This is a genomic window from Paraflavitalea soli (assembly GCF_003555545.1).
Classification (GTDB): Bacteria; Bacteroidota; Bacteroidia; order Chitinophagales; family Chitinophagaceae; genus Paraflavitalea; species Paraflavitalea soli.
In genome coordinates, this window is sequence record NZ_CP032157.1 from 8,194,326 (window position 1) to 8,214,107 (window position 19,782).

At 47.1% G+C, this 19,782-nt stretch carries 18 protein-coding genes and 1 other RNA gene; 8 read left to right on the plus strand and 11 right to left on the minus strand.

From position 1 onward, the window contains the following. The first annotated feature begins 86 nt into the window (after positions 1-86). An RNA gene (gene ffs / locus D3H65_RS31695) (signal recognition particle sRNA small type) lies at positions 87-186 on the plus strand. A 123-nt stretch (positions 187-309) separates the two neighbouring features. Next, a complete protein-coding gene (gene fsa, locus D3H65_RS31700) occupies positions 310-987 on the plus strand; it encodes a fructose-6-phosphate aldolase (protein ID WP_119054157.1) in 678 nt (225 codons plus the stop codon). Positions 988-1,479: 492 nt separating this feature from the next. Here the strand turns inward: fsa and D3H65_RS31705 are convergent, their stop codons facing one another. Beyond that, positions 1,480-1,896: a hypothetical protein gene (locus tag D3H65_RS31705; RefSeq protein ID WP_211345579.1), complete on the minus strand. Its 417-nt coding sequence runs from the start codon at positions 1,894-1,896 to the stop codon at positions 1,480-1,482. Positions 1,897-2,030: 134 nt separating this feature from the next. On the opposite strand from D3H65_RS31705, the gene D3H65_RS31710 reads away from it, so the two are divergent. After that, complete coding sequence (locus D3H65_RS31710; protein WP_119054158.1) at positions 2,031-2,906, plus strand: methylated-DNA--[protein]-cysteine S-methyltransferase; 876 nt, start codon at positions 2,031-2,033, stop codon at positions 2,904-2,906. 187 nt (positions 2,907-3,093) lie between these two features. Here the strand turns inward: D3H65_RS31710 and D3H65_RS31715 are convergent, their stop codons facing one another. Then, complete coding sequence (locus D3H65_RS31715; protein WP_245999636.1) at positions 3,094-3,717, minus strand: NUDIX hydrolase; 624 nt, start codon at positions 3,715-3,717, stop codon at positions 3,094-3,096. A gap of 290 nt (positions 3,718-4,007) precedes the next feature. On the opposite strand from D3H65_RS31715, the gene smc reads away from it, so the two are divergent. After that, the gene (gene smc, locus D3H65_RS31720) at positions 4,008-7,529 is read left to right on the plus strand and encodes a chromosome segregation protein SMC (protein ID WP_119054159.1); all 3,522 of its coding nucleotides are present in this window, start codon (positions 4,008-4,010) and stop codon (positions 7,527-7,529) included. A gap of 76 nt (positions 7,530-7,605) precedes the next feature. Here smc and D3H65_RS31725 read toward each other — a convergent pair whose 3' ends face one another. Further along, complete coding sequence (locus D3H65_RS31725) at positions 7,606-8,127, minus strand: ferritin (RefSeq protein WP_119054160.1); 522 nt, start codon at positions 8,125-8,127, stop codon at positions 7,606-7,608. A 76-nt stretch (positions 8,128-8,203) separates the two neighbouring features. Here D3H65_RS31725 and D3H65_RS31730 point away from each other — a divergent pair, with 76 nt between their 5' ends. Continuing rightward, on the plus strand, positions 8,204-8,533 hold the full coding sequence (locus D3H65_RS31730; RefSeq protein ID WP_119054161.1) for a DMT family protein: 330 nt from the start codon (positions 8,204-8,206) through the stop codon (positions 8,531-8,533). Between the two features lies 1 nt (position 8,534). On the opposite strand, the gene D3H65_RS31735 is transcribed toward D3H65_RS31730, so the two are convergent. Both D3H65_RS31735 and D3H65_RS31740 read right to left on the minus strand, forming a co-directional pair. Beyond that, a complete protein-coding gene (locus D3H65_RS31735) occupies positions 8,535-9,536 on the minus strand; it encodes a YCF48-related protein (RefSeq protein ID WP_162915909.1) in 1,002 nt (333 codons plus the stop codon). Positions 9,537-10,277: 741 nt separating this feature from the next. After that, the gene (locus D3H65_RS31740; RefSeq protein WP_119054162.1) at positions 10,278-11,729 is read right to left on the minus strand and encodes an aminopeptidase P family protein; all 1,452 of its coding nucleotides are present in this window, start codon (positions 11,727-11,729) and stop codon (positions 10,278-10,280) included. Between the two features lie 285 nt (positions 11,730-12,014). Between D3H65_RS31740 and D3H65_RS31745 the strand changes: the two genes are divergently transcribed. Continuing rightward, positions 12,015-12,719: a hypothetical protein gene (locus tag D3H65_RS31745; protein WP_119054163.1), complete on the plus strand. Its 705-nt coding sequence runs from the start codon at positions 12,015-12,017 to the stop codon at positions 12,717-12,719. Positions 12,720-12,760: 41 nt separating this feature from the next. Here the strand turns inward: D3H65_RS31745 and D3H65_RS31750 are convergent, their stop codons facing one another. Both D3H65_RS31750 and D3H65_RS31755 read right to left on the minus strand, forming a co-directional pair. After that, positions 12,761-13,681 (minus strand): transglutaminase-like domain-containing protein, encoded by a 921-nt coding sequence (locus tag D3H65_RS31750; protein ID WP_245999637.1) that lies wholly within the window; start codon positions 13,679-13,681, stop codon positions 12,761-12,763. 288 nt (positions 13,682-13,969) lie between these two features. Next, positions 13,970-14,236: a hypothetical protein gene (locus D3H65_RS31755; RefSeq protein ID WP_119054164.1), complete on the minus strand. Its 267-nt coding sequence runs from the start codon at positions 14,234-14,236 to the stop codon at positions 13,970-13,972. Between the two features lie 426 nt (positions 14,237-14,662). On the opposite strand from D3H65_RS31755, the gene D3H65_RS31760 reads away from it, so the two are divergent. After that, positions 14,663-15,658: a type I glyceraldehyde-3-phosphate dehydrogenase gene (locus D3H65_RS31760; protein ID WP_119054165.1), complete on the plus strand. Its 996-nt coding sequence runs from the start codon at positions 14,663-14,665 to the stop codon at positions 15,656-15,658. Positions 15,659-15,772: 114 nt separating this feature from the next. After that, positions 15,773-16,363 (plus strand): hypothetical protein, encoded by a 591-nt coding sequence (locus tag D3H65_RS31765; RefSeq protein ID WP_119054166.1) that lies wholly within the window; start codon positions 15,773-15,775, stop codon positions 16,361-16,363. A 141-nt stretch (positions 16,364-16,504) separates the two neighbouring features. Here the strand turns inward: D3H65_RS31765 and D3H65_RS31770 are convergent, their stop codons facing one another. The 4 genes from D3H65_RS31770 to D3H65_RS31785 all read right to left on the minus strand — a co-directional run bounded on the left by D3H65_RS31770 (position 16,505) and on the right by D3H65_RS31785 (position 19,736). After that, positions 16,505-16,825 (minus strand): cupin domain-containing protein, encoded by a 321-nt coding sequence (locus D3H65_RS31770; protein ID WP_119054167.1) that lies wholly within the window; start codon positions 16,823-16,825, stop codon positions 16,505-16,507. A gap of 34 nt (positions 16,826-16,859) precedes the next feature. Continuing rightward, entirely contained in the window at positions 16,860-18,053 is a 1,194-nt protein-coding gene (locus tag D3H65_RS31775) for a hypothetical protein (protein WP_119054168.1), read from the minus strand. A gap of 94 nt (positions 18,054-18,147) precedes the next feature. Continuing rightward, positions 18,148-19,005: a type 1 glutamine amidotransferase gene (locus D3H65_RS31780; protein WP_245999638.1), complete on the minus strand. Its 858-nt coding sequence runs from the start codon at positions 19,003-19,005 to the stop codon at positions 18,148-18,150. A gap of 62 nt (positions 19,006-19,067) precedes the next feature. Continuing rightward, entirely contained in the window at positions 19,068-19,736 is a 669-nt protein-coding gene (locus D3H65_RS31785) for an SGNH/GDSL hydrolase family protein (protein ID WP_119054169.1), read from the minus strand. Between the last annotated feature and the right edge of the window lie 46 nt (positions 19,737-19,782).

A 19,782-nucleotide genomic window follows, 5' to 3' on the forward strand; every position in this document is an offset into this window, starting at 1 on the left:
GGTTTGATTGTCTCAAATGAATAATTAATTAATCAATAATTAGTAATCAATGAATGTAATTCGTTGTTTTGCCATATCTTTGCAGCCGGCAGGTCTTACACGACCAGCTCCTGCTGAACCCCCCCAGGACCGGAAGGTAGCAAGGGTAGGCGGTTGTAGCGGTGCGATGTAAGTAATCTGCCTTTTTTTCTTTTTTTTATCCAAGAGCATGGCCAATGGTAACCTGCACACATCTTCCGCTCCTGCAAGATCGCTCCCCGTTCAATGGCCATCCGCATGTTCTAATCAACATCTCAAAACTTTAATAGTATGAAATTTTTTATTGATACAGCCAACCTGGCTCAGATCAAAGAAGCGCATGAATTAGGTATCCTCGATGGTGTTACGACCAACCCTTCCCTGATGGCCAAAGAAGGCATCAAAGGCGAAGAAGCCGTTATGAAACACTACCTCACCATTTGTGAAATGGTTGATGGCGATATCAGTGCTGAAGTTATTTCTACCGAGTTCAAAGACATCATAGAAGAAGGAAAGAAACTGGCCGCTATTCACCCCAACATTATCGTGAAAGTGCCCATGATCAAAGATGGTATCAAAGCCATCAAATACTTCTCCGACAATGGCATCAAAACAAATTGTACCCTGGTATTCTCTGCTGGTCAGGCTATCCTGGCTGCCAAAGCAGGCGCTACCTACCTTTCTCCCTTCATCGGCCGTGTTGATGACAGCAATTGGGATGGTATTCAACTCATTGAGCAGATCTCTCATATCTATAACCTGCAAGGGTATAAAACAGAGATCCTGGCCGCTTCTATCCGCAGCGCCCTCCACATTGTAAAATGTGCTGAAGCCGGTGCAGATGTAATTACCAGCCCCCTGGAGCCCATCTTAGGATTACTGAAACATCCGTTGACCGATATTGGCCTGGCCAAGTTCCTGGAAGATGCGAAGAAAACCTATGCTCCCGCACTGGCAGGCGCCAAGTAAGCGACTGAAAAATAATTGATTATGAAGGGTGTCTCTTATGAGACACCTTTTTTAATGGTCATACCACCAGATCTTTCATTTCCCATCAGATAGCCGAAAGGGGATAAGATGCCCGTCCTTTTCGCCGGGGATCAGCCGTAGATATGCCGTGGATATAGGATAGATTCGCCTACTTTTAGCCCCGGCGGTTAAAAGCCAGTTCCAGCCCAGTCCCAAGCCAGTAGCAAGCCAATAGTAAGAAAACATGCCTCAAATGCAGGCTGGACGCGGAAATGTCCATTTAGGCACATTGTGAAGTAGGTATATGTTGTTGAAGATCATTGACATATGAAGGAATAAAATGCTTCCTTGTTATTCCGGATCTCACTTTTGTTATCGGATCTCACTTTTTGTTTCGACCGCAGGGAGAAATCCGCTATCGAAGCAAACGTATTCACGATTGCCGACTGCCGATTGCCGCCGATTCACGATTGCCGATTCACGCCTCCCGCCTCAGCTCCCTTTTCGTCCCCGCCGTCGGCCGCCCGGGCTACCCGGTAATACCTCCTCCATCGTTTTCAGCCGTTCCAGCGTATCCACCGTTTTCATATAGATCGTTATTTCCTTCCATACCTTGGGATTGCTCTTCAGGGCCGCTTTAACGGCAACTGTAGCCCCTTTAAACGAGGTATCAACAATCAGGCTATTGCCATCAAACCTGCCGGCAGAAGCCGTAAAATTCAATTCCCGGGCCGTAAGCGGTTGCCAGCGGCCATCCGTCAGTTTCCCGTCCACATTGATATAATTGTGCACCCCTTTCTTCAGACTGTCTGTGTACAGGTGAAAGTAAATACTGTCTACCTGTTGCCCCTGCGCTGCACGGCCACTCAATACCAGTACCCCAAATATGATGTAAAAGAATAATTTCAAGTGTAAAGCTTTGCTTGTTTTCAAGACACGGAATATCCCTGAACAGTTGTATTTCTGCCTTGTTAAATATAGCAAGTTTCAGGTTGAACAGGCGGGTAAATACAGGCAATTTGCATACACTAATAAAAATTACCATGCTATCAGAAAAAATATTAAATTTTGAGCCAGTGGCTACCAATGCTTACCAATACCAGCAAATAGCAACGGCAATCGATTACCTGTATGTAAATTTCCGTAACCAGCCCAGCCTCGAAGAAGTGGCTGCCCAGGTCAATATGAGCGCTTTTCATTTTCAGCGCATGTTTACCGAATGGGCAGGTATCAGCCCCAAAAGGTTTTTACAATTCCTCACCACCGATTACCTGAAACACCGCATTACCGGGTTCGACAACCTGCTCGATGCCGCAGATGCCGCCGGCTTGTCAAGCCAGTCACGCGTATACGACCTGTTTGTAAACCTCGAAGCCGTAACACCCCAGGAATACAAAGAGAAGGGTAGTGGCATCCTGATCGAATATGGATTCCATGCCACTCCGTTCGGCGAATGTATCATCGGCGTTACAGGACGCGGTATCTGTCATTTGTCATTCCTGCAGGAAGACAACCGGAGCACAGCCATTGAAGAACTGGAAAGCGCCTGGGGCAACGCTTCTGTGCGCGAGAACAGCCGGAATACCGAAGTAATGGCCAATGCCATTTTTCACCGTAAGCCAGGCGCCCAGGAAAAACTAAGCGTACTGGTAAAGGGAACCAACTTCCAGGTGAAGGTTTGGAACGCTTTGCTGGAAGTGCCTTATGGAACAGTGAGCACCTATCAGTCCCTCGCCCGGCATATTGAAGAACCCAAGGCATTGCAGGCGGTGGGAACCGCCGTAGGTGCCAATCCTATTGCCTACCTCATACCCTGCCACCGGATCATCCGCAAGAACCTGATCATCGGTGAATACCATTGGGGTACCGAACGCAAGAAAGCCATGCTCGGTTGGGAAATGGCGAAGACTGCTATCTAAAGCATCATCGGAGCTCATTCGCCAGCCTTCCCGGCGCACGCATGTCGGGATGACGGCTATTTCAAAGCCTCCGGCTTTGCACCATTGCTTGTCAGGCGTGTATGGTGCCCCATCGGGGCACCCGCTTTGTAGCAAACATCGTATCGAGAGTTTTTTGTGCCCCTTTAGGGGCTACCCGCTTAACGCTTCAATCAAAATACGCCGCTGAACCCCGTTCCCCTGCCAGCTTGTACAACAATTCAATCTGTGAACGAAGGATGCGGTCTTCCGACAACTCCGGCAACTGATCAACCGGAAAGAAGCCCACATCCAGGATATCAAACCCCTTTTGCAGCCGCAGTTCCCCCGTCACTTCACACAGCAACCCAAATTTGTACACATAAAATGCCTGCGGCGGGTGCGGATGACAGCGTTTATCAAAAACGGCCAACAGCCGGGTGGCCTTTACTTCCAGGCCTGTTTCCTCCCGGAATTCTTTTTCTATCACTTGCGAGGGCGATAGGCCGATATCCGCCCAGCCGCCGGGCAAGGTCCATTTGCCATCAGCCATTTCCCGGGCCAGCAGTATTTCCCCCGCTTCATTGAGCAGCAGGCCGCGCACATCCACTTTGGGCGTAGGATAATCTTTATTCGGCGCATAAAAGTTCCTGATCACTTCCACAGGCTGGCCGATCAATGTGCTGGTCAACTCATGACTGATCTCCAATAACTCCGCATACCGTTCCCGGTCGTAATCATTGGTATTGTATACCAGTCCTGTATCGGCAATTGATTTGATGCGTTTGGCGAGGTTCAGAATAGCGTCCGTCACAATAAGATGTTGAAGTAATAGGGTATTATATAATAGATGCGACAAAAGTAGTATTTACTAATATAACCAACTTTATTATAGGACTTTATGGCATATTGTGTTTTAAACCCTGCTTTAACTGTAAGACTTATTCACTGTGCAATGCCATTTTATCCACAAGTTGCCGGGGATATCCACATGGTGCAGTGTTTGTGTATAATTCCATGTGGGTAATCCTGTGGGTAACTATTGGCCTATGTATTTTGTACCCCTATTCTTCTATATTTGCTGTCCTTAAAAATTAAGACACTGTGCGATTAAAGAGCTTAGAAATTAAAGGTTTTAAAAGTTTTGCCGACAAGACCGTACTGAACTTCGATGAAGGTATTACCGGCGTTATCGGACCCAATGGTTGCGGTAAAAGTAATATCATCGACAGTATCCGGTGGGTAATCGGCGAACAGAAGATCAGTCACCTGCGTAGTGAAAACCTGGAAAGCCTGGTGTTCAACGGTTCAAAAACACGTTCCGCCAGCGGCCTGGCCGAGGTGAGCCTCACCTTTGAAAATACCCGGAACCTGCTCCCTACAGAGTTCAATACCGTTACTGTTACCAGGAAGTTCTATAAAAGCGGCGAAAGCGAATACCGCCTCAATGATGTACAGTGCCGCCTGAAAGATATCCAGAACCTCTTTATGGATACCGGTGTGAGTACCGACAGCTATGCCATTATTGAGTTGGGTATGGTGGATGAGATCATCAAGGACAAGGAAAATAGCCGTCGCCGCATGCTCGAGCAGGCTGCCGGTATCACCATTTATAAAACCCGCAAGAAGGAAGCCAAGCAAAAGCTGGATGCCACCGAACAGGATCTTGCCCGTATTGAAGACCTGCTGTTCGAGATCAACAACCAGTTGAAGAGCCTCGAAAACCAGGCGAAGAAAGCAGAGAAGTATTACGAGATCAAAAAAGAATACCGGGAAGTAAGCATTGAACTGGCCAAGGCCTCCCTGGAAGGATTCAACCACACCTGGCGCGACCTGAATGCCCAGTCTGAGGCTGAAATCGATAAGAAGATCAGGTTGGAAGCTGAAATAGCCAATGAAGAAGCCGTAATAGAACAGGAGAAAGTAGGCTTCATTGAAAAAGAACGCGCCCTGCAAAGCATGCAGCATGAGTTCAACGACCTGTTACAAACCTTACGCACCAAAGAGAATGATAAGAACCTCGCTTCCCAAAGACTGAACTTCCTGAAAGAAAAGGAAAACAGTCTGCAGGAGTTCCTCAACAAAAGTGAAGGACAACTCAAGGGAATCGAAGAAGGCATTGAATTCACCCAACTGCAGGTAGGAGAGGAAGCTGGTAAACTGGAAAGCCTGCAACAGCAGCTGGAAGACCTGAAAGAAGCTACAGAAGAAAGACGCAAAGTGTTTGATGAGAAGCGTTCACATGTAGACAGCCTGCGTAGCGAGAACCTCAACATGCAGCGCAACCAGTTTGAGGCAGAGAAGAAAGTAGCCATCGCCGATAACTCTATCCGCAACCTCGAGCAAAGCATTGCCCGGCTGGAAGAAGAGCAGGAAGTACGTACCAGCCAGCTCAAACAATTGGAAGAAGAGCACATCACCAAAGAAGAAGAACTCGAAAGCCGCCAGCGTGATCTCCGGCAACTCCAGGAACAGCACGAGCGCACGAAAGAACAAATACTGGAAGCGCAGGGCGAAATGGAAAGACTCCGTCAGGAACTGGCCGGGGAAAGCCGTAAGCTGGATGCCAAAAAAAATGAGTACGACCTGCTGAAAAGCCTCATCGACTCAATGGAAGGCTATCCCGAAAGTGTGAAGTTCCTCCATAAGAACCCCAACTGGAATCATACAGCGCCTATTCTGTCAGATATTATATATGTAAAGGAAGAGTTCCGTGCTGCCGTGGAAAACGTGCTGGAACCCTACCTCAACTATTACGTGGTGAATGACCTGCAGGAAGGTTTGCAGGCAGTACACCTCCTCGACGCCAACAAAAAAGGAAAGGCCAACTTTTTCCTGTTGGATAAGCTCAACGGCAATGTAGAACCCGCTGCCCATCAGCCCGAAGGCTCCATCCCTGCCATGCAGGTGATAGAAGTAGACCCCCAATACCGTCAACTGGCAGAACACTTGCTGGGACAGGTTTTCATTGCCGAAAATGAAGATGCCCTTGCCAACAGCAATGGTTCCATCGTATTGGAGAAACACGGTAAATACGTAAAAGGAAAATATTCACTGACCGGTGGTAGCGTTGGGATATTTGAGGGTAAGAAGATCGGTCGTGCCAAGAACCTCGAAAAGCTGTATGAGCAGATACAGGTGCAGGAGCGCATTGTAAATGAGCTCAAGGCAGCCATCCAGGAGAAGCACAACGAAGTGGTCAGCTACAACGAGCAACTGAAGGAAACTGCCATCAAGCAGGCTCAGGAAGATATCAACCGTCTTACCAACCTCGTGTTCTCTTTGCAAAATAAGATCGAGAACCTGCATGGCATGAAGAGCACTTCACAAAACAGGTTGGAGGAATTGCAGATCAACCTGGAAAATACCACGGCCTCTATCTCCGGTACCCGCGAAGAATGGCAACAACTGGTAGCCCAGCTCAACGAAGTGCGGGAGAAACTGCAGGCTGCCGAAGGCGATTACAAATCTGCCGAGAGCCAATACCACAGCGCATTGGCCAGCTACAATGAATTCAACCTGCAGGTTACCCGTCAGCAAAGTAAGATCACCGCCCTGACACAGGAGCTGGAATTCAAACGCAACCAGCTTACTGGTCTCCGCACCCAGATAGAAACCAATGCCTCCCAGTTGAAACAAACAGTGGAGAACATTACTGAAAGTGCCGAAACATTGGAAGCTGCTGAAAATGGTTTGGTAGACCTGATGCGCAAGAAAGAAGAAGCCGAAAAGGTATTGAACGAAACTGACCAGGCTTATTATAACCTGCGCAATACACTCAACGAGAAGGAAAGCGAACTTCGCCATAAGACCAAAGAGCGCGAAATGCTCGAGCACCTCCTTACCGAGATCAAAGACAGGCTCAACGAACTGAAACTGCAGTTGGCCGGTATGAAAGAAAGGCTCAATGTGGAGTTCCGCATCAACCTCGATGACATCATCGACCAGCCAAGGACCGGTGAAGTGCCAACAGAAGAATTGCAGGAAAAGAGCGACCGGATGAAGAAGCGCCTGGAGAACCTGGGTGAGGTAAACCCCACCGCCATTGAGGCCTTCCAGGAAATGAAAAAAAGATATGAGTTCATCCTCGAACAGAAGAATGACCTGGTTACTGCCAAGGATAGCCTGCTCCAGACTATCCAGGAAGTGGAAGCTACCGCCAATCAGCAGTTCCTCGACACCTTCAACCGCGTGCGCGATAACTTCCAGAAGGTATTTAAAGCCCTCTTTACAGAAGATGATACCGCAGATATGGTGTTGGAGAATCCGGAGAACCTGGCCGAAACCAGCATCGATATCATTGCCAAGCCCAAGGGTAAACGGCCTTCATCCATTACCCAGTTGAGTGGTGGAGAAAAGACCCTCACCGCTACCGCCCTGCTGTTTGCGATTTACCTCATCAAGCCGGCGCCATTCTGTATCCTCGATGAGGTGGACGCCCCACTTGATGATGCCAACGTAGGTAAGTTCACCAACATGATCCGTAAGTTCAGCGAAGAAAGCCAGTTCATCATTGTTACCCACAACAAGATGACCATGAGCTCAGTGGATGTTATTTACGGTGTCACCATGCAGGAGCCCGGTGTAAGTAAACTGGTACCCGTGGATTTCCGCAGCCTCAATTAAGTCATCAGTCATTAGGAAAAATAAAAGATCCCGCTCTTGAGCGGGATCTTTGTTTATAGACTTGATGGAGTTTCCATTAATGGCCGCCTTTTCCTTTGCCGCCACCTTGTGGATTCATGGCGCCCAAGTCACGGTCAAAAAGGTACATACCACCTTTATCTTCCCCGATAAGTTTTAGTTTGTCCAGGATCTGGCGGGCCAGACTTTCTTCTTCGATCTGCTCTGTCACATACCATTGCAGGAAGTTGTGTGTGGTATAGTCTTTCTCCTGTATGCAAAGCTCTACCAGCGCATTGATCTCGTTCGATACTTTTATTTCATGAGAGTGAACGATCTCAAAGATCTCCTGGATATTCTTAAAGTCAGTTTGGGGCGCGGCAAAGGGAGGTACGATAGCGTGCCCGCCACGATCATTGATGTAGTGGAACAACTTCAGCATATGCGTACGCTCTTCATCAGAATGGTGGTACAGGAACTGCGCTACACCATTGTACCCTTTTACTTCTGCCCAGGAGCCCATAGCCAGGTAATACATGGAAGAAAAGCCTTCCAGGTCGATCTGCTTGTTGAGGGCTGCGTCTATTTTACTCGATATCATACGTTGATAGTTTTGTAATTGAATATACGAATTTATAATTTTGACACTTTATAACTGGTAGTAAAATTAACCCATTATGCGCACCATCATCCTGTTATTGCTGTCAAACATATTTATGACCATCGCCTGGTACGGTCATTTAAAACAGCAACACCTGCCCTTGTGGAAGGCTATTCTGCTAAGCTGGGGGATCGCATTCTTTGAGTATTGCCTGATGGTGCCTGCCAACCGCTGGGGTTTTTCCAATGGCTTCAATGGTTTTCAGCTCAAAATGACACAGGAAGTGATTACCCTCATTGTATTTACAGTCTTTGCTGTTGTCTACCTCAAAGAACCCTTTCACTGGAAATACCTGGTCAGTTTCTGTTTCCTGATTGGCGCTGTTTATTTCATGTTTAAGAAGTAGGTTACCACACTAGTTTCCCGATCCGTCCCTTGCCCCCTGCTAAATACACTGCTTTCCCTTTCTTAGCTTTCTGGCATACATGATACCCATCCGGGGAGATCAGCTTCCAGTTATTACCACCGTCTATTGAAATATCAACCCCGGGAACGCCGCAAGTGATCAGTTGCTCAGGCGTGATATAGGCTACACAACTACGGTAGGCACGTGGACCTGTAACCGGCGCATGCCAGGTTTTCATACCATCTGTCGAAAGCAGGCAGTTCCCTGTAGTATCAGGCTGGTTATCATAATCGCCGGCTACAATAACCGCATGATTGCCGTTGATCGCGATCGAATTGGGCCCTGTCATTTCACGCCCCTGGATAATGTCCAGCGTAACAGTGCGCTGCGGATCAAGCAGCCTGGCCACCTTGCCGCCCGATACGATCGTGAAAAGCCCGTTTTTTTGATACCGGATATTGGTACCACTGGCGGCGAAGAATCCTTCCCCTTCCATGGCAGGCAGGGTAGTGGCAGTGAACTTTTTCCAGCTGCTGCCACCGTCATCTGTGGTGGCTAAATATACCTTTCCGTCAATGGGATCGCCTACTACGATGCCCCTTTTGTTGTCTATAAAATCCATGGCGTCGAGGAACATGCCTTTGGTGGTATCTGTAAATACCGTTTTCCAGGTTTTGCCCCCATCCGTTGTTTTAAGGATATTGGCTGGTTCTGCGATGGCTATGATAACGGCTGTCTTTTCATCAAAAGCTTCGATATCCCGGAAATCCCGCTGTTCATAACCCGGCACCGTTGTCCATATCCAGGTCTTCCCTCCGTCCATCGAACGGCCCACCTTGCCCTTGCTGCCACTTACCCATATTACCGCGTCATTCACCACACTAAGCCCTCTAAGGCTCGTTTCCGTGCCGCTGGTGAGCAATTCGATATGTTGCGCCTGCACGGTTGTTCCGGAAAAGAGGCAGGATAGCAGAAACAGTACACTGATGGATTTAGTAATCATAGATGGGAAGATAAGCAAAAATCAAAAAGCCATCGCTCCGTAGAAGTGATGGCTTTTTGAATGTCTTAATCTTTCAGTCGATCGAAGGTAAACTCATTTCAAAGGTATTGGATGTCCTGGCACGATCTGTTTTTGGCGGCTGGGTTTTCAGGATATCGACTGGGTTTTCACATACTATCGGATCTTGATCTTTTCAGGTATTGGATATTACTATTGGTCTTTCAGGATTTTTCTAAGAAACCTTTTGCTACTATCAGGATCACAGGATAAAAACCCGCAGGTTTCTGGTAGAGAATTTTGAACAGGATCTTCAGATGATATTGGATGCCGGATATTGGTGGCGGTATTTCTGTGGGGATATTGGATCAACTAATTCAAAGATAACGTCTGAACATTTATTGACATAGCGCAAATATGCCCTGTTTTTTGGCTTCAGTTATTCCCCTGCGTATCGTAAAAGTTACTATCAGATATAGAGATATTACCTTTAATTATATAGTGTTTTTGCGAAAAACAACCTATTTGTGGGTAGAAACACTCGCTATTTATTCGTATTTATACGGTTTTTGCCCGGCTGGTCCCGGAAATATACTTTAGCAGGTAGGGGCCCCTGTTCCGCACGGAAAGCGCAGGCGGGCATGGATTTTATAGCGCTCAAAGCCCTTTACAGGCCCTTCTGAATGCAAAGAGGCAGCCCTGAAGGGAAGCACCTCTTTCGTATGTCAACCCGTTTAAAGCGTTCTAAAAGCCTTTTTTGGCAGCCTTTAGTTTAGGCAAAATGAAGTTATCAAGCGGACTTTTCTCCGCCACCAGCTTTTCAATATCGCTGATCTTACGGGGAGCCGCCCAGGAAAGCAATTCATAGTCCTTTTCTTTGATCAGCACATCATCTTCGATCCGTACCGCGATCGCCCACCATTTTTTATCACAGGGACTATTCTCCGGGATATAAATGCCTGGCTCAATAGTGATCACCATATTCTTCTTCAGCTTGGACGAAGCGCTCCGGTCGTGTACATCCAGTCCAATATGATGGCCCAGCCCATGCGGATAGTATTTATTCGCCTCTTCTTTCTTGCTGATAATACCCAGCTTTATTAAACCTTCTGCAATGATGTTCCTGGATACCTTGTCCAGCTCCTGCCAGGTAGTACCTTCCTTGCAAAGCTTGAAAGCTGCTTCCTGCGCTTCATATACCAGTTCATAAATCGCTTTTTGCTCTGCTGTAAACTTTCCGGTGGTAGGCACCGTGCGCGTTACATCAGCCGTGTATCCATGGTATTCGGCGCCCACATCCATTAAGAGCATCTTATTGGCCACATGCAGTTTTTCATTCTCCGTGTAGTGCAGCACACAACCATTGTTGCCAGCGCCTACGATCGAAGGATAACCTACATATTCGGCACCGTATTTCTTATGTACAAACTCGTGTAATCCCTGTACTTCCCTTTCCGACATATCCGGACGCACCGCCTTCATTACTTCAGCCTGCCCCTGGCAGGATATCTCCACTGCCTTGCGCAACAGCGTAAGCTCTTCTTCTGTTTTTATTTCCCGCAGCTGGCCTGTGTATTGCCTGAATTCGGCAGTACCAAATCGTTTGTCCTGCGCATAATTGTCTGTGATCTGTGCCTTTTCCTTCAATTGTTTGATCAGGTCATACAGATCAGCATTGTCATAGCGCGCATCTGCAAGGTCTGTTGGCAGGCGGTCAAGAATGATCTTTTCAAATTTGGAGAAGTCGATCGTCGTATTCTTAAAGTCTTCGCCATTGTATACCTGCGTAAGACCCAATTTTTGTTTGGCGCCTTCTACGCCCATTCTTTTGCCTGTCCATTGTTCAGCCTGCGCATTGCGTTTTTGTACAAACAGCATTTCCTTGTAAGTGCTGCCATCGGCCGCTGTCTGCGGTTCTTTGAAAACCAGCAACAATGAATGCGGTTCCTTATACCCCGTGAAATAATATAGATCAGGGTTCTGGTGATATACATAATCTACATCATTGGAAAAATTGCGAACGGGATAAGCCCATACAACTGCTACTGAATTAGCAGGCATTAATTGCCGCAGCGAATCCCGGCGGCTGGCATGAAAAGCGGGCGTAAGATAATCTTCCGGCAGATCATCCGATTGGGCAAAGATGGGGGTGGTTAGCAGCATGGAAGCCACCATAACGAAATGGCGTAAACGCATAGTTGGTTTTTTAAACTTCATTGAATGTAATAAATATAGAACTTGTTGCTTATTACTCCCCCACAGAATAGGGTGGGCGGCGAAGGGAAGCGCCTGAATGGGAAGTTTTTAGTGGTATTTGGGTAGATCGCCTGAGGGTAAAAGTGGAATTTACGTAGGGCTGTTCAAAAGCCGCAAAGGGGCATCGTATTTTATGCAGGAGGGGTCAAGGTAGTAATACTGAAAAAGGAAAAATATGCAATATTTCGTTCTTTTTTGACGATTTTACAGGGTAATGTCAGCTAAGTGAAAAGTCAAATTTACCAGTTCGTATCCTACTTCACGATCATCATGTCTTTCGTGCCTGCGGTGATCGTAATGCTTAAAAAACTTTGGCAGGCAACTCCTTTCCAATACTTTGCCATCTACTGGTTCATCAACGGGCTTGTGAATACTATGTTTGTGATAGAAGGCCTGCCCAAAAAATTCATAGAAGTGACCAGCGTGATCTACAATTCCCTCGATATTCCCATGATGGTAGGCATCATTTACCTCTCAGCCTTCTCTATCGCTTTGAAGAAGTTCATTCGTATCGGCCTCGTGGTCTTCATACTGTTTGAATTATTTTGCCTTATCCAGGGAGGTTTTAAATATGCTGCATTGAAATATGTGCTGGGTGTGGGACTATTGTTCCTGATGACCATCATCATCTGGCAGATCTCTCTCTACCTCCAGCAAGTGGTGCATGTAACCCGTGAAAAAGCTTTGCTCCTCATACATGGCGCTTTGTTGTTTCAGTACGGTACTTATATCGTCGTCTATATTTTTGATTACTTCATTGTTGATGTAGCCGATGGCATCGACAAATTCCTGATCTACTATATCTCCACTATCATATCCATCAGTATCGGCAGCAGCGGATTGCTGCTGAAGGGCCTGCAGAAATTGCCCTCTACAACCGCCATCAGAAGGTCTTTCTGGGCTGAATCACAGGAAAGGCCTGTAAGGTAACAATCATTAAAAGTTAATTGGAAGAATCCTGCCGGTATTCCTCAGAGGTCGATGATCGCATAGGCCTTTTCACTCAGGTAAGGACCGCCGGGATGTTTGGCCGTGTAATCCATGTTGATCCAATACTGCCCATTTTGCTCATGGTAGTAAATATTGTCAATGGGCCGGTCGCCAAAGAGGTATATGATGGCCTGCTGCAGGCGGTCGAAGGCTTTCTTATCACCCGCATACATTTCAGGATAAAGGTGCCCTTCCGAAAGCACCATGCGGCAATGCGCCCCAATAGCCTTGAGTGATGATACCATCAGGATCGTATGGTCGTCACAATCACCACCCAATCCATTCAGGATCGTCTCGCGGGCCGTAGCAAAATACTCATCCCGCTCCGAATCCGGCACATACTTAAAGTGCGTATTGATGTACTTGAAAAGAGAGAGATGCCTTACCACAGGCCCATACTTCGTATGATATTCATCAAAGCTTTCCAGTGAATGCTGTACCGCAAAGTTCCGTACTATGGAGTCCTTGAAGTCAACCTTCGATTGCAGTATTTTGATCGTCTTTGTAAGCGGGCCGTCAAAGATACCCGGCGTGAGCACCAGGTCAGTCTCTTTCTGGCCATTACGGCCCCAGTTGTTTTCCACCATCGTTCTGTAATCAGTGACCATATGGCTGAAACCATACCCGTTGGTGAGCTGGTTGTATAACAGTACAAGAATACAGAGGGCAACGGCTGGTATGAGGAGAAAACGGAATATCCGTAATACCAGCCAGGTGGCCAGGCCCGCCAGGATCACCGATACAGCCAGGTCTAGGTTCCAGTCGCCTACCATCAGCGGTGGAATATAGCGGTTGATGAGCGGGGCCAGGGGCAATACGGTAAGTACGCTGACAATGATCAGCAACACCTTACGTATTTTTACATATTTATCATCATTGAAGTTCATACCTGTAGCATCCATTTGTCCACGTAAAATTGTACCAAGTTTACACACTCCTGCTTCACGGGTAGTATGGCTAAACAGGTCGGTTTAAGAAAAGGTTCGTTAGCGTATACAGTACACCCTGAATTTATACATTTTTACGTTAACCAGAACATAATATTGTGGTGGCCTTGCTGGAAATAAAGTACTGACTGTAGTGACTATAAGTGGAAAGATGTAGTGGGGGCTGGCCGGGAAAGTAGAATAGCGGGAAAAATGATAAACCGGCTCCGGGTAGTCTGGGCTTCCGGGAGCCGGTTTATATTACTAGTCGTCATCTTCTTCGTAATAGGCGTCCTGATTATCATTGTAAACAGATTCCCATTCCTTCACTTTGTCATCACTCAGCAGCTCCAGTATATCGAAGATGGGGTCGGTTTTCTTCTTCCATTCCAATACCGGCACCTCCGCATAATTGGTCACATACAGGCAATAATCTGTATCTACCGTTACTTTGATCAGCGATACAGGACTTTCTTCTTTTTCCTGTATCAGGTAATAACAACCAGACTCTAATAATGCATACGAATACATACAATCTCCCTCCACCATTTTAGTTAAGTGTTTTAATAAGAAACTTAATCGGTTATAGTAAGTAACAACCCTGCCTTGCAGGCATACTTTTTCAAAGGCAAATGAACCTGGTAGAATTTAATGGATGTAGCGGGGGTTGGTTTGGTAGAATTCTGATAGGTTGGTAAGGCCAAATTTAGGATAATAATGGTAATCGCCGGGCCGGGGATTCGGCCGGGCGTAAAATTTTTACCGAAGCTTAATAATTGAACCAATTTTGTATTGATTTATAATTACTTATAAATTGTGTATTAAATCATAAATGTCCGGTTTACCGGATCCAGCGGGTCCAAAACCTTCCAGATCACCCAAATTTGGCCCCAAAACAGGGGAGGGATTATTATCCGCTTCTTTGCGATATTTGCAGCATTTTTAAAACCTGAGCATATGCGTATTGCGATTAATGGAATGGGAAGAATTGGCCGTTTGCTATTCAGAAGACTGGTAGGGCATGAAGCGATAGAGCTGGTGGCTATTAATGATATTATGGAGCCGGATAACCTGGCCTACCTGCTGAAATATGATTCCGTATACGGCACTTTCCCTGACCCGATCACTTTACAAGATGATGACAGGTTGCTGGTAAATGGCCAATCCATCGCTGTCCTGCAGGAGCCCGATCCGATCAAACTGCCCTGGAAAGCCCTGGGAGTGGATGTCGTGCTCGAATGCTCAGGACGCTTTACCAGCAGGGCCGGCGCTTCTGCCCACCTGGCCGTCGGCGCCAAAAAAGTACTGCTGTCGACCACCGGATCACCGGAAATACCCCTCATGATCTATGGGTTCAACCAGCACCTCCTGACACCCGAAACGGATATTATTTCACCGGGCGGTTGCATGACCAACTGCTCCACCCATATCCTCTACCTCCTCAATTCCATCGGTATTGAATCTGCCCACATCAATGTATTGCATTCCTATACTTCCCGCCAGGGCATTGTGGATGCCCAGCACAAACAGTTCCGCCGGGGAAGAGCCGCTGCTGAATCCATCATCCCCGTGGAAATAGACCTGGCCCATTCTTTGGAAAACCTGTTCTCGGTATTGCAGAACAGGATTGCCGCCGTATCCACCCGCGTACCCGTGGCCAACGGCGCCCTGGCCGATTTTACCATTCAGTTGAAACAGCCTACCACGGCTATGGAGATCAACCAGCTTTTCCGCACAGCCGCCGCTAAGGAATACAAAGGCATTCTTGATTATACCGAAGAACAATTGGTATCCCTCGATATCAAGGGCAATACCCACTCCTGTATTGTGGATGGCACCCTCACTTCTGTAGTAGGCAATCATGTGAAGCTCATTACCTGGTTTGATAATGAGTTTGGCTACACCAGCCGTATGCTCGATTGGCTCCTTTACTGGAAACGTGTGTTGGGTTAAATGAGAAAGAATAATATGTAAGGTGCTCCACAATTTTTTTGAAGTATACCGTTATGTGTATGCGTTAATATCCTGTGGAAAACCAAGCGTTTATTCACCTCTAAATCTAACCCAATGAAGAAGTTAACCAACCTGCTGTTGGCCGCTATGGTCATGTCCCTATCTGTGCATGCACAATTCAGGATCGATAAAGATCCATCGCCCGGCTTTATCAAAGCTGTAGAAACCATCCTGGGAGATTTCCCTTACAATTACCGGCATATTACAGGCGACCTGGTAGAGGCTACCGGCGACTGGCACCAATATGCATCTACGGTAAGTTTGCCAGGCTCTGAAGCCTGCCTCGTAGGTCTTTATCATTCCGAGCTCGACACTACTGCCAGCTGGCAGGCCCTCATGTTCCGGAGCGAGACCTTTGGTAAAGCTGCTTCTGCTTACAAGCGCCTGTACCAGCAACTGAAACTATGTAAACTACGCATGGTGGATGGTACTGTCTATTACCTCGATGGTGATTATGAAGAAGCCTCCGAGGACGTGGACTTCACCACCAGCGCACTCAGGATCGAAACCGCTGATGAGCGCTTCCGGGAATTCCACATTGAACTGGAACTGCTGTACAAGCTCGACGAGTGGGTAGTGAATGTCAACATGGTGAGCAAGAAAAAGGATAGCGAAATGCGCCCCGATTGGATGACCGGCAAATAACCCAACAATACCAAATAACCTGGGGTTGACGCACCCCTATGCTTATGTTACCTGATAGCAAAAGCCGCCTGTTGTGAGGCGGCTTTTGCTTTATATCCTTTGCCGGTCGCACGCATTCAATGCGGTGACCGCAGTTACGTTTTAATCAACCCTGTAATCATCCCTCACAGGGGAGAAGGCGTCCAGTACCCGACAGTCGGTCAATGCAATGGCGCTGTGTGGTACATTGCCGGGTATCACATGGGTCATACCTTGCGTAAGTACCATCTTTTCTCCGCCGATCACCATTTCCAGTTCTCCTTCCAGTATGAAAGTTACCTGTTCGTGCGGGTGCTTATGCTCGGGCAGCGGGCTGCCTTTTTTGATATCCACTATAGACAAAGTGAGCTTGTCGCCATGCACAAAGCGTCCGAAATAACCGGGTACGATCTCTTTTCCTTTAATATCATTGAGGTGTTGCATACAGGTATGTTTGAAGTAGTGATCAGCTGCAGGTCTAATGTTCAAAATAGCACACACTGCCGCCTACCCATTCCTTGTCCTTATTGTAGTCTACACCGATCATTTTGCCTTTGCTCAACCTCGCCAGGTTGATAGCGGGGCGGGGTCTGTCCCAGCCATCCTTCCACAGGTACATAATGCGTATCTCCACTTTGGCCGGTACATCGGGCGTAGGGATTACCTCGGCGTATTTCACCTTCCGTTGCAGTATCCAGTTCTCCGGGTCCTTTGTATTGGTAATGTGTTCCGGTGTTACGTCGATTACCACCCCCTGTCCTGCAAAAGAGAACAATGGCTTCAATACATAATTTTCCAGGTCTGCCGGCACCTGTTTCAGTTCATTTAAGAACCAGGTGGCCGGTACATAAGGGTGACGGATAAAGGGAAGTGTGAATTTACTGATGCGGTAAAACCAATTGGGGTGCGGCACCCATTCTACTTCCAGGTCCTGTGTAATATCCACAAATTTGCCTAGCGAAGCTTTTTGCGCCCGCAGGTCATCAAAGATCATGCGGTTATAAATGCGCTTTACCTGCGTTTGCTGCCCGTCTTTCAGGTAATAGAGTTTTTTCCCTTCCTGTATCAGGTCTGTAATACAAACAGGTTCAATGCCCAGGTATTCTTGGGTACAATAGAAATCAATCTTTGTCTTTTGTTCATGCGGCTTTATCTCCAGCAGGATCACATTTTCTACCGGCAGATCGCCCATGATCACTTCCTTCAATTGTTGGAGGTAGCTGTCATGGTTCAGGCCATTGAGGTATTGCGAATAATTGTCCGGTACCGGGAAGTATTGCCGCATCAGGTCGGGGTACCAGGCCTGAAAGCCAAACAGGGTAGGGAAGCCCTGCATTTCTATCAGTTGCGGTTCCAATACGCCTTCCTCATTGGCGCAAACACCAAAGTCAAAAGCGATCATATGCGCATGCCCATTCTCATTCGGCACTCTTTCCGCCACCGGTATGGAACGCTCGGTAATGGTCTTAAAAGAAGGGTCCGTGATCACATCGATGATGCTTTCACAGGCATCAAACATTTTCTGTGCAAACGCCTTGTCGGCAAATACAGGTGTTTCTGCCAGGCGGAATTCAATGGCGCCGGGATATTTACTGTTGAGGGCTTTCAGAAAGGCATTAAACTGCTCAACCTTGAAGGTTTCGTTATACACTTTGCGCAGCTCGGGTACCATAGCAGGTGAGTTTTAAGGGAAGATACGAATTTTAAGCTACGAGCCGTGAGCTACGAGCCACGAGCGAATACAGCTTTTACTTCGATAGCGGATCTCAGGCTTCTACTGTTACGAGGTGCTCAATAGATTGGTGGAGAAAATTAGGGATCACATGGGAGTTCGTATGCCCGATCTTGTCCGGGTCATTGAGCTGCTCGATCATGGATTGCCATTTCTCAAAACCATGGCTTTCGATCACCGTGTGCTTTTTATCTTCCCGCTGCAGGTACATGCTCATACCGGAGGCATCCGCTTCCGGGTGAAATTGGGTGCCGATCATGTACTCATTGAACCGGATGGCCATAATGGCCCTTTCCAGCGGTATATGGGGACGTTCTTTTTCGATGGCCAATAAGGAGGCGCCCAGTTTGCGTAATTGTTTGGTATCCGGTTGTATCACCTGGTAATCCCGGCTGTCTACTGCATAGAAGGGATCGTGCAGGCCGGCAAATACCGGTTCTTCCCGCCCCGTATCCAGCATGTGCACCGGAAATACACCAAAAGCCGTAGACCTTCTTTTGGCTACCTGCGCTACTTTAAAATAACGGCAGGCCAGCTGGAAGGAATGGCAAATAAATAATACGCTTTTTTTAACGGGGTTGTGTGCTGCGTTGTTGTAGGCTTCAATAGTTGCTAACCAATTGAAATACTGGGTTTCCCACACGCTGCCCTCACTATCCAGGGGTGACCCCGGGCCGCCACTGGAGATATACATGTCATACGAGAGATCAGGCAGCTCATTTTTAAGCCGTACATCAAATTCATCCCAACTGATATTGAGCTGGTGCGCGTCCCCATATTGGGTTAACAATTCCCGGATACAGCGCATGCCCTGATTGGGCTGGCCTTCATAGAGATCGAGAATAGCTATATGTATCTGTTTCTTATCGCTCATATACATGCCTGCAAACATAAGGATTTTTGCTGTTTTGTCTATGGCAGGCATTATCAATAACAGGAGGCGAAACTATCAGTTTATTTTCCCAACGCTTTTAACATTTGCTCTGCAACGAGTTGGTTACCCTTTTCGTTGAGGTGCACGCCATCCGTGGTGAGTATATTTCTGTCTTTGTTCTCTGGATTATTGGCCAGGTTATAATCCAGGAAAGCTTTGCGGAGATCAATCAGGTCTACATTGTTCTTTTGTGCAATCTGGCGGATGATATTAGCGTATTTATTAAGATCGCCATCCAATTCATTGCTGAAGTCTGTTTTTTCGCCAATAGCAGCCGGCGTACAGATCAATACCTTGATATTTTTGGCTTGCAGTTTTTTGATGATCGCATTGTAGAACTTCTCAAACTTATCGGCATCCGTACCGGTACCGGACGTCTTTTTATGCCACACATCATTTACGCCTACCCATATCACCACCGTATTGGGATCCTTTGCCAGCACATCCTCTTCCATCCGCAAATAAAGATCATACACTTTATTGCCGCCAATACCAGCACCAATAAGCTCATACTGCTCCTGCACGCCTTTCTGCTTGTACATATCACCCAATACTGTAATATAGCCGCCGGGTTTTACACCAGCCTGGGTGATAGAATCACCAAAGAATACAATGCGCTGTTTTTTCTGGGGAATAGTAAAAGCCATAAGAATGTTGAAGAATACAGTAAGAATGATCAGTTTTTTCATATGTGGGAAGACTTAGAAGTCAAATATAGAATACAGAATCCAGAAT